The following is a 9,763-nucleotide window of genomic DNA, read 5'->3' as shown; positions in this document are numbered from 1 at the left end:
AATCCGCCGCACCGCCGGAAACAGCACATCCGGCAACGCCACGTTGTCCCTCTCCGGCTGCTGCCAACCGGCATTGGGCCCGTACCGGTCCACATCCCCGTAGTCGATGTGCGGCTGGGTCTGGAAGCCCCGCCATTTCCCGCCCGCCACCGCCGAGTTGAAGCGGTCGGCCAACGTGAAGTCCGCGGCCAGACCCGCCTCCGCCGCGTCCGCGAGGTCGTTCGTCGCGGCCCGGCCCTGCGCCGCGTACAACAGGTTGGTGAACTCGGCCGACCGCAGCTCATACAGGTTGGCGGTCGCCAACACCTCGTACCCGACAAGTTCGAACCACGCGTCCCGCACCCCACCACCCGGCAACCGCCGCCCGATCCGCTCGGCGCGTCGCCCCAACTCCCGCCATTCCTCCGTGACTCGCTCCAACTCCCGGTGCCCGAAGGCGAATGGGGTCTGCTGATCGTCGTAGACCACCTGTCCGTCGACGAGAGTGATCCGCCGGTTCAGCAACTCCGGCTTGCGGCGCGCCTGCAACTGCCCGTACACCGCCAGGACTTCAGAAACCGCACGGGCCTCGGTCGCCCCGAAGTTCTGCCGCGCGTACCGGAGTTCCCAGCTCGGAAGCTCGTCCACATCCCAACACTCCGGGTTCCAGGCGTAGTTGAGGAAGAACTCGGTCGGCAGCTCGTTCCCCTTCAGGTCACCCACGTTCGCGACCCACAACCCCCGGTTCCCGTACGCGTACGCCGCGTGCAGCTGCTCCCACACGTTCCGCAGGTTCGCCGTATCGACCCACTTGTAGTTCCGCCCGGCCCCCACGTAGTCGAAGTGGTAGTACAGGCCGTAGCCGCCGGCCCGCTCACCGTCCCCTACATCCGGATGCTTACGGATGTTCCCCCAGTTGTCGTCCGTGAGGACGACCGTGACATCGTCCGGCGCCCTCAACCCCCGGTCCCAGTACCGCTGCACCTCCTTGTACAGCGTCCACACCTGCGGAGTCTCCGCCGCCGGCCTCCCCGTCACCTCCTCGATGATCTGCCGTTGCGCCGCGATGATCTCCCGCATCAGCTCGATGCCGTCGCCGTCCGGGAGGCTCGTGTCGCCGTTCCCGCGCATGCCCAGCGTGACGACACCCTCGAAACCCTGGTCGACCATCCGCTGCACGCCCGCCCGCCAATAGGCGCGGATCGCCGGGGAGTTGAGCCGGTACGACCACTCCCCCGTCCCGCCGTACGGATCATGCCCCGGCGTCACGATCGCGCCCGAGGAGTCCCGGACGGCGGCGACCGCGTGCCGGTTCCACTCCTCGATGCCCCGCATCATGGGTGCCTCATGCGACGTGCCCATGACAACGCCATACTCCGACGCCCTCCGGTGGTTCTCGGGATCGTCCTCCGCGAAGGCCCGGCCCCACACCGCCGGCCAGAGGTAGTTCCCCTTCAGCCGCAGCAGCACCTCGAAGACCTTGCCGTAGAAGTCCGCGGTGAAGCCGCCCGGATACCCCGGCGCCTTCCCCGGCCCGAAGTACGCCGGCGCCCACGTCCCCAGCGCCGGATTCTCGTCGTTGATGAAGAAGCCGCGGTACTTCACCACCGGCGTCCCCTGCGAGTACCGCCCGGGCAGCACCCACACCTCGTCGCGATGCGTCGGCGGCACGTCGTCCCACCAGTGCCAGGGCGAGACCCCGATGCCGTACGACACGTCGTACGCACCGAAGATCGTGCCGCGCGGGTCGCTCCCCGCCACGACGAACGCCCGCTCCACACCCGGCATCGGCCGCTCGACCACCGTCTGCAGCGAGGTCTCCCACCTGCCCCGCACCCCGGACACGTCCAGTTTCCCGGCGGCCACCAAACCGTCGATCAGGGCGCTGCGGCCGATCGTGCCGACCAGTACCACCTCACGCTCCCGCGCGAGCGCGCTGCCGGGGCGTACGCCGGTGACGCGTTCGATGTCGGCCCTCAGGTCCTCTGCTACCCGTACGACTCCGGGGTGATCGTCAGGGTCCACCACGACCGGGGCGCCGACGAGGGGGAAGGCACCCGTCGTACGCGAGAAGGAGATGTACGCACCCGTGTCCAGGGGCTGCGGGACCCCCGACGACAGCACCGGCACCGCGGCAAGTCCCGCACCCAGAACGGCTCTTCGGCTCACGTGCTCACCCATGTCTCATCCCTCCGAAGCGAATTTGCTCAGCGGCATGACAAATGGTGGGGCGAGTGAAGGAAGGGAACAACGGGTCGTACCCGCCGAATAGTTTCGTAACAGCAAAGAGGCCCGTACGACCGAAGTCGTACGGGCCCCTCCGGAAAAGCTACCTGGTCAGATCGATACTACTTGTTGATCTTGGTGACCTGGCCGGCGCCCACCGTGCGACCACCCTCACGGATGGCGAACTTCAGGCCCTCTTCCATGGCGACGGGCTGGATGAGCGAAACCGTCATCTCAGTGTTGTCGCCCGGCATGACCATCTCGGTGCCCTCGGGGAGGGTCACGACGCCGGTCACGTCCGTGGTGCGGAAGTAGAACTGGGGACGGTAGTTGTTGAAGAACGGCGTGTGACGGCCACCCTCGTCCTTGGACAGGATGTACGCCTGGGCCTCGAACTCCGTGTGGGGAGTGACCGAGCCGGGCTTGATGATGACCTGGCCGCGCTCGACGTCCTCGCGCTTGATGCCACGGAGGAGCAGGCCGACGTTCTCGCCCGCCTGGCCCTCGTCGAGCAGCTTGCGGAACATCTCGATGCCGGTGACCGTGGTGGTGGTCTTCTCCTGCTTGATGCCGATGATGTCAACGGTCTCGTTGACCTTCAGGACACCACGCTCGATACGGCCGGTGACGACCGTACCGCGACCGGTGATCGTGAAGACGTCCTCGACGGGCATGAGGAACGGCTTCTCGGTGTCACGCGGCGGGGTCGGGATCGCCTCGTCGACGGCGGCCATCAGGTCGAGGACCGTCTGGCCCCACTCCTTGTCGCCCTCGAGCGCCTTGAGCGCCGAGACCTTGACGACCGGCAGGTCGTCGCCCGGGAACTCGTACTCGGAGAGGAGCTCACGGACCTCGAGCTCGACGAGCTCCAGGATCTCCTCGTCGTCCACCATGTCGGCCTTGTTCAGGGCGACGACGATGTACGGAACGCCGACCTGGCGGGCCAGGAGCACGTGCTCCTTGGTCTGCGGCATCGGGCCGTCGGTGGCGGCCACCACGAGGATCGCGCCGTCCATCTGCGCGGCACCCGTGATCATGTTCTTGATGTAGTCCGCGTGACCGGGGCAGTCGACGTGGGCGTAGTGACGCGTCTCGGTCTGGTACTCGACGTGCGCGATCGAGATCGTGATACCGCGCTGGCGCTCCTCAGGAGCCTTGTCGATCTGGTCGAAGGCCGAGGCCTCGTTCAGGTCCGGGTACGCGTCGTGCAGCACCTTGGTAATGGCGGCCGTGAGGGTCGTCTTACCGTGGTCGATGTGACCGATGGTGCCGATGTTGACGTGCGGCTTAGTCCGCTCGAACTTTGCCTTCGCCACTGGGGTCCTCCTGCGGAGTGGTTCTGGTACGCCTTACTCATCGGCGCCAGGTGATCTTTGCTGGGATGCCGCCCGCCGGGGTCTGCCCTCCCGGGTGAGCCCCGGCGGTCGGTGTCAAGCCTAAAGCGTGCAAACGGTGTGTGTTACTCGCCCTTGGCCTTCGCGATGATCTCCTCGGCGACGTTCCGGGGAACCTCGGCGTAGGAGTCGAACTGCATCGAGTAGCTTGCGCGACCCGAGGTCTTGCTGCGGAGGTCGCCGACGTAGCCGAACATCTCCGAGAGGGGCACGAGGCCCTTCACGACGCGGGCACCGGCACGCTCCTCCATGGCCTGGATCTGACCACGGCGGGAGTTGATGTCGCCGATGACCTCACCCATGTAGTCCTCGGGCGTGGTGACCTCGACGGCCATCATCGGCTCGAGCAGCACGGGGCTGGCCTTGCGGGCGGCCTCCTTGAAGGCCTGTGATCCGGCGATCTTGAAGGCGAGCTCGGAGGAGTCGACCTCGTGGTAGGCACCGTCGAGAAGCGTGACGCGGACGCCCGTCATCTCGTACCCGGCGAGGATGCCGAACTGCATGGCCTCCTGCGCACCGGCGTCCACCGACGGGATGTACTCCCGCGGGATACGGCCACCGGTGACCTTGTTCACGAACTCGTACGCCGGGCCGTCGGACTCGGTGATCGGCTCGATCGCGATCTGCACCTTGGCGAACTGACCGGTACCACCGGTCTGCTTCTTGTGGGTGTAGTCCACGCGCTCGACGGCCTTACGGATCGTCTCACGGTACGCGACCTGCGGCTTGCCGACGTTGGCCTCGACGCGGAACTCGCGCTTCATACGGTCGACCAGCACCTCGAGGTGCAGCTCGCCCATACCGCCGAGGATGGTCTGGCCCGTCTCCTCGTCCGAGTGGACGTGGAAGGAGGGGTCCTCCTCCGCGAGACGCTGGATGGCAATACCCAGCTTCTCCTGGTCACCCTTGGACTTGGGCTCGATCGCGACCTGGATGACCGGCGCCGGGAAGTCCATGGACTCCAGGATCACCGGGCTCTTGTCGTCGCACAGCGTCTCACCGGTGGTGGTCTGCTTCAGGCCCATCACGGCGACGATGTCGCCGGCGCCCACCGCCTCGATCTCCTCACGCTTGTTCGCGTGCATGCGGTAGATCTTGCCGATGCGCTCCTTCTTGCCCTTGACGGAGTTCAGCACCGCGGTGCCAGTCTCCAGGCGGCCCGAGTAGACCCGGACGAAGGTGAGCTTGCCCAGGTGCGGGTCGCTCATGATCTTGAACGCGAGCGCGGACAGCGGCTCGTCCACGGACGGCTTGCGCTTGACGACGACCTCGGGGTCCTTGACGTCGTGGCCTTCGATGGCCTCGACGTCCAGGGGGGTCGGCAGGTAGCGCACGACCGCGTCGAGCAGGGGCTGGACGCCCTTGTTCTTGAACGCGGTGCCACAGAACACCGGGGTGACCGTGACGCCGTTGGACTTGCCGGACGCGATGGTGACGCGACGGATCGCGGCGTACAGCTGCTCGTCGGTGGGCTCCTGGCCCTCCAGGAACAGCTCCATGATCTCGTCGTCGTTCTCCGCGACGGCCTCGACCAGCTTGCCGCGGTACTCCTCGGCGGCCTCGACGTGCGTGGCCGGGATGTCGACGACGTCGTACATCTCGCCCTTCGCCGCCTCGGCGGACCACACGAGCGCCTTCATGCGGACCAGGTCCACAACGCCCTTGAAGTCCATCTCGGCACCGATCGGAAGCTGCATGATCAGCGGTACCGCACCGAGGCGGTCCTTGATCATGTCGACGCAGCGGTGGAACTCCGCGCCGGTCCGGTCGAGCTTGTTGACGAAGCAGATGCGGGGCACGCCGTAACGGTCGGCCTGACGCCACACCGTCTCGGACTGCGGCTCGACACCGGCGACACCGTCGAACACCGTGACGGCACCGTCGAGGACGCGCAGCGAACGCTCCACCTCGACGGTGAAGTCGACGTGCCCCGGGGTGTCGATGATGTTGATGGTGTAGTCGTTGTCCTCGAGCGGCCAGTGACAGGTGGTGGCAGCAGAGGTGATCGTGATGCCACGCTCCTGCTCCTGCTCCATCCAGTCCATGGTGGCAGCGCCGTCGTGGACTTCACCGATCTTGTAGCTGACGCCGGTGTAGAAGAGGATCCGCTCAGTGGTGGTCGTCTTGCCCGCGTCGATGTGAGCCATGATCCCGATGTTGCGGACCCTGGCCAGGTCAAGTGAAGTGGTAGCCATAAGGCTTCGGTCTTCTCTCGGTCTCGTCGTGGGTAGCGACTACCAGCGGTAGTGCGCGAAGGCCTTGTTGGACTCGGCCATCTTGTGGGTGTCCTCGCGCTTCTTGACGGCCGCACCGAGGCCGTTCGAAGCGTCGAGAAGCTCGTTGAGCAGACGCTCGGTCATGGTCTTCTCGCGACGGGCGCGGGAGTAACCGACCAGCCAGCGCAGCGCGAGCGTGTTGGCGCGACCGGGCTTGACCTCGATCGGAACCTGGTACGTCGCACCACCGACACGGCGGGACTTGACCTCAAGCGTGGGCTTGATGTTCTCCAGCGCGCGCTTCAGCGTGATGACCGGGTCGTTGCTGGTCTTCTCGCGCAGGCCCTCCATGGCGCCGTACACGATGCGCTCGGCGGTGGAGCGCTTGCCGTTCAGCAGCACCTTGTTGATCAGGGAGGTGACAAGAGGAGAACCGTAGACCGGGTCGATGATGACCGGGCGCTTCGGGGCGGGGCCCTTACGAGGCATTTTCTACTTCTCCTTCTTGGCGCCGTAGCGGCTGCGGGCCTGCTTGCGGTTCTTGACACCCTGGGTGTCGAGCGAACCGCGGATGATCTTGTAGCGAACACCGGGCAGGTCCTTCACACGACCGCCACGCACGAGCACGATGGAGTGCTCCTGCAGGTTGTGTCCCTCACCCGGAATGTAAGCGGTGACCTCGATCCCGCTGGTCAGACGCACACGCGCGACCTTACGCAGGGCCGAGTTCGGCTTCTTCGGGGTGGTCGTGAACACACGCGTGCAGACGCCACGACGCTGAGGGGAACCCTCGAGTGCGGGCGTCTTGTTCTTCTCGACCTTGTCCTGCCGGCCCTTCCGGACCAGCTGCTGGATCGTAGGCACTACTTCTCCGGTTTCTGTGTGCCGATGGTGAAGCTAACCTGGAACGTCGCCGACCCACGCGGTCGGGTGTGTCGAATCCCGCAGACTTTCGCCGGTGAGCAAAAGGGGCGCAGATTGCGGTGGCCAGTGTCGGCTCCCTTAGTGCGGTTCAAGGCACGCACGGGAGCCAGGGCACACCCCAGGCACAAGGTCTGAGCGTACCTACCTCATTCGCTGCGGTCAAAACAAATGGGTGGCACCCACGGCCCGGCACGAAACATGCCGAAGCCGCACACCGTCCGCGATCTTCGAATCTACGGCCGCCGAGCCGCTCCGAGCCCGCTCCGAGCCCTCAGGTGGAGCTCGCGGCGGCCACGATCGCGAACAGCAGGATCAGGGTCCAGCCCGTGATGGCGAGCCAGCCGAAGACCAGTCCGGTCAGCGCGAACCCGTCCCCGCCCTCGTCGGTCTGCCGTATCTCCGCGCGGGCGGTGTGGCCGAGGACCACCGCGGGGATGCCGGTCAGTCCTGCCGTGAACACGGTCAGCAGACCGCAGACCAGCGCGCCGACCGCCTTGCCGTTGGTCGGCGGCGGAGCCGGCAGGAACGTCGGCGGCACCGGCCGGAAGCCCGTCTGCGGTCCCTGGAGGACGGCCGGCGCCTGCGGGCCCTGGGGCAGATCGGCGACCAGCAGCATCAACTCGCCCACCGTACGCGCGTCGTAGGCCCGGGCGACCCGCTTCTCCAGCTCGTCCTCCCGCAGCCGCCCCTCGGCGAAGCCCGCCCGGAGCACGTCCACGGTCCGCTCCCGGTCCGCGGTCGCGGCCAGCATCGACGCCCCGCTGTGCCCCTGCCACGGCTGCTGCGACCCCTGCCCCTGCCACGGTGTCGGGTACGACATGGAACACCTCCCCCGGCGCCGGAGACCGAATGCCTCCATGATGCTCCAACGCACCGAAAACGGCACCGGTTCCCCACCGGGATCGAAAGGGGATCGAAAGAGGGCGGCCACCCCGCCCCGTATATAGGGGAGCGGGGTGGCCTGTGTCAGCGGGTGCGGCGGGCGGTGCGTTCCGCGGCGAACACGTCCTCCAGCCGGAACAGCTGTGCGCGTCCCGCCCTGCCGACCGGCTTCAGGCGGCCGAGCTGGACCCACTTGCGGATGGTGGCGGGCGCGACACCGGCCTCCTGCGCGGCGAGCGGCCCGGGGATGAGGGTCGGCGCTCCGGCGCTCGTCATCGGCTCCACTCCCCCTCGTCCCAGGTGTGCCGGTAGGCCGGGTCGTCGTGGCAGCCGCAGTCCGGCGCCGGGCAACGGCAGGCGGGGTTCACACAGAGCACGGCACCCCGGTCCGGGAACGCCCGCAGCGACACGGAGTCGCACCAGGGGCAACGGCCCGACACCCGGACGACCGTCTCCGTGTCCCCCAGGGCGCGCGCACAGCGCCGCGCCATCCGCCGCGTCTCGTCCCGCACATGCGCCGCGAGTACGGCGTCGGCGGCGACCTCGTCGAGCAGCGCGGCGATCCGCCGCAACCGCTCGGGCACGGACACGCGCCGCGCACGAGGCAGCCCGAGCCGATCCCGCACAGCCTCCTCCAGCTCTACGACGCCGTCCGTGATGTCCCGGATCGTGTCGGAGATGTGCAGCCGCAGCGGGGCCGCACTGTGGCCGGGGGCGACGAGTCCGTGCCGCTGTTCCAGGAGCAGGGCCTCGGCGCGCTCCGTGCGGAGCCGGTCGGCGAGGTCGGGCGGGGGCGGCGGGGCGGGGGCGCGGTGGGCCGGTGCGGTGCGGCCGGGGGCGAGTTCGACGGTCAGTTCGGGGAACTGCTGGAGCAGCATGCCGATCCAGAGGGCGGCGTGCGCGGTCGGGTCCGTCGCGGCGGACGCCGCTCTCCGGTCAGGCAAGGGAGCCTCCCCGCGGAGCGCGCGTGCCCGGCAGTGCCGGCAGCGCCGTCAGGGCGGCCGGGAGGAGGTGCGCGGGGATCTCGACCGGGCGGCCCGAGCGGTAGAGCCGGCCGCCGCAGACGCCGTCGAACCAGTTGTCGGCCGGCGCGACGATCCGCTCGCAGTTCCGCCGCACCGGGCAGCGGGCGCAGGCGCGCAGGACGGGGACGGCCTCCTTGACCTTCTTGGAGAAGACGGCCTTGGGCGGGAGGCCGGCGCAGGCGGCGGCGGTCTGCCAGCCGACGGGTTCGTCGTAGGGGCGGGGTGGTGCCGGGCAGGAGTCGGTGGACATGGGGCCTCCCTGGAGGACGGGTGTGGCACAGGCAGGTGGCAAGTGCCGTCCGGCCGTCCAGGTTTACAGATTGCGCGCGCGCTCGCAACGTAAACTTTCGTCACTCACCTCACAGGAGCGACGACCGCCTGTCACGAAACCGGTGGTCACGCCCTTATCTCCACCGAACCTCCCCCTAATTGGGGCGGTTTTTCTCAGTGCTTGCACGCGAGCACGTAATTCCGTGCGCGCAAGCAAGCTAAACTCGCTGCCATCCAAAGGAAGCGAGCACACAGATGACCAGCCAGGATCTGGACGCGTTCGCCGCGTGGGTCGAGGACCTGATGCGCGAGCGCGGCTACGACATCGACAGCCCACGCGGCGGCGGCAAGTCGCGGATAGCGGACGAGGCGGGCGTCCATCGCGCCGCGGTCACGCGCCTGTTGCAGCGCCAGAGCATGCCGGACCTCGAGACCACGCGCAGGCTGGCCCGGGTGCTGGGGGTGCCGGTCCGCGACATGCTCATCCGCTCCGGCCGGCTGACCGCGGAGGAACTGGCCGACCCCCACGACTACTTGGCCTCCCCCGCACCCGGCGCGGAGTTCGCCCGACGCCCCACGCTGGAGGAGGTCGCCGATCTGCTGGGAGTGCCGGCCGACCGACGGGAGATGTTCGTGCGGGTGGTCGAGCAGTTCCTGCCGAACGACGTGCCGGCCGCGGAACATGCGGAACGCGAGGACGCCCGACTGCTGGTGACCGACTGACCGACCGGCCTCCGGTCACCGGTTCGCCGGTTCGCGGTACGAGGGAACTGGTCCCTCCCTCGCCGCCTCCCAGACTTCTCCCCCCCCCCCCCACCCCCCGCCCCGCCGTACCTTCCCCCACTCC

10 protein-coding genes are annotated in these 9,763 nt (G+C 68.1%); 1 reads left to right on the top strand and 9 read right to left on the bottom strand.

From position 1 onward, the window contains the following. From OO70_RS49880 to OO70_RS51685, 9 genes are all read right to left on the bottom strand, one after another. The coding region (locus tag OO70_RS49880; protein ID WP_043688082.1) for a glycosyl hydrolase 115 family protein at positions 1-2,160 on the bottom strand (2,160 nt) is incomplete at its 3' end. Between the two features lie 167 nt (positions 2,161-2,327). Beyond that, positions 2,328-3,521 carry an elongation factor Tu gene (gene tuf / locus OO70_RS49875; RefSeq protein ID WP_019055493.1) on the bottom strand — a complete coding sequence of 398 codons (1,194 nt, stop codon included), beginning with the start codon at positions 3,519-3,521 and terminating at the stop codon, positions 2,328-2,330. 143 nt (positions 3,522-3,664) lie between these two features. After that, complete coding sequence (fusA, locus tag OO70_RS49870; RefSeq protein WP_043688076.1) at positions 3,665-5,794, bottom strand: elongation factor G; 2,130 nt, start codon at positions 5,792-5,794, stop codon at positions 3,665-3,667. Positions 5,795-5,833: 39 nt separating this feature from the next. Further along, positions 5,834-6,304, bottom strand: a complete 471-nt coding sequence (gene rpsG, locus OO70_RS49865) for a 30S ribosomal protein S7 (RefSeq protein WP_005481264.1) — start codon at positions 6,302-6,304, stop codon at positions 5,834-5,836. Positions 6,305-6,307: 3 nt separating this feature from the next. Continuing rightward, the gene (gene rpsL / locus OO70_RS49860) at positions 6,308-6,679 is read right to left on the bottom strand and encodes a 30S ribosomal protein S12 (protein WP_003948652.1); all 372 of its coding nucleotides are present in this window, start codon (positions 6,677-6,679) and stop codon (positions 6,308-6,310) included. Positions 6,680-7,010: 331 nt separating this feature from the next. Next, positions 7,011-7,559 (bottom strand): DUF1707 and DUF4190 domain-containing protein, encoded by a 549-nt coding sequence (locus OO70_RS49855; protein ID WP_043688074.1) that lies wholly within the window; start codon positions 7,557-7,559, stop codon positions 7,011-7,013. 146 nt (positions 7,560-7,705) lie between these two features. Then, positions 7,706-7,897: a MerR family transcriptional regulator gene (locus OO70_RS49850; protein ID WP_043688072.1), complete on the bottom strand. Its 192-nt coding sequence runs from the start codon at positions 7,895-7,897 to the stop codon at positions 7,706-7,708. Then, positions 7,894-8,499 carry a hypothetical protein gene (locus OO70_RS49845; protein ID WP_051742493.1) on the bottom strand — a complete coding sequence of 202 codons (606 nt, stop codon included), beginning with the start codon at positions 8,497-8,499 and terminating at the stop codon, positions 7,894-7,896. The genes OO70_RS49850 and OO70_RS49845 overlap by 4 nt, the downstream gene beginning before the upstream one ends. Before the next feature lie 58 nt (positions 8,500-8,557). After that, the gene (locus OO70_RS51685; RefSeq protein ID WP_051742491.1) at positions 8,558-8,896 is read right to left on the bottom strand and encodes a WhiB family transcriptional regulator; all 339 of its coding nucleotides are present in this window, start codon (positions 8,894-8,896) and stop codon (positions 8,558-8,560) included. 275 nt (positions 8,897-9,171) lie between these two features. Between OO70_RS51685 and OO70_RS49835 the strand changes: the two genes are divergently transcribed. Next, entirely contained in the window at positions 9,172-9,639 is a 468-nt protein-coding gene (locus OO70_RS49835) for a helix-turn-helix domain-containing protein (RefSeq protein ID WP_043688070.1), read from the top strand. Positions 9,640-9,763: the final 124 nt, after the last annotated feature.

Source organism: Streptomyces xylophagus, from assembly GCF_000716435.1.
Classification (GTDB): domain Bacteria; phylum Actinomycetota; class Actinomycetes; order Streptomycetales; family Streptomycetaceae; genus Streptomyces; species Streptomyces xylophagus.
The sequence above is the reverse complement of the archived record's forward strand: the minus strand, read 5'-3'. Positions and strand labels throughout refer to the sequence as shown.

Coding starts and splice junctions, on each gene's coding strand:
- rpsG (WP_005481264.1), bottom strand. CDS start 6,304: ATGCCTCGTAAGGGCCCCGCCCCGAAGCGCCCGGTCATCATCGACCCG.
- OO70_RS49835 (WP_043688070.1), top strand. CDS start 9,172: ATGACCAGCCAGGATCTGGACGCGTTCGCCGCGTGGGTCGAGGACCTG.
- OO70_RS49855 (WP_043688074.1), bottom strand. CDS start 7,559: ATGTCGTACCCGACACCGTGGCAGGGGCAGGGGTCGCAGCAGCCGTGG.
- OO70_RS49850 (WP_043688072.1), bottom strand. CDS start 7,897: ATGACGAGCGCCGGAGCGCCGACCCTCATCCCCGGGCCGCTCGCCGCG.
- OO70_RS49845 (WP_051742493.1), bottom strand. CDS start 8,499: ATGCTGCTCCAGCAGTTCCCCGAACTGACCGTCGAACTCGCCCCCGGC.
- fusA (WP_043688076.1), bottom strand. CDS start 5,794: ATGGCTACCACTTCACTTGACCTGGCCAGGGTCCGCAACATCGGGATC.
- OO70_RS51685 (WP_051742491.1), bottom strand. CDS start 8,896: ATGTCCACCGACTCCTGCCCGGCACCACCCCGCCCCTACGACGAACCC.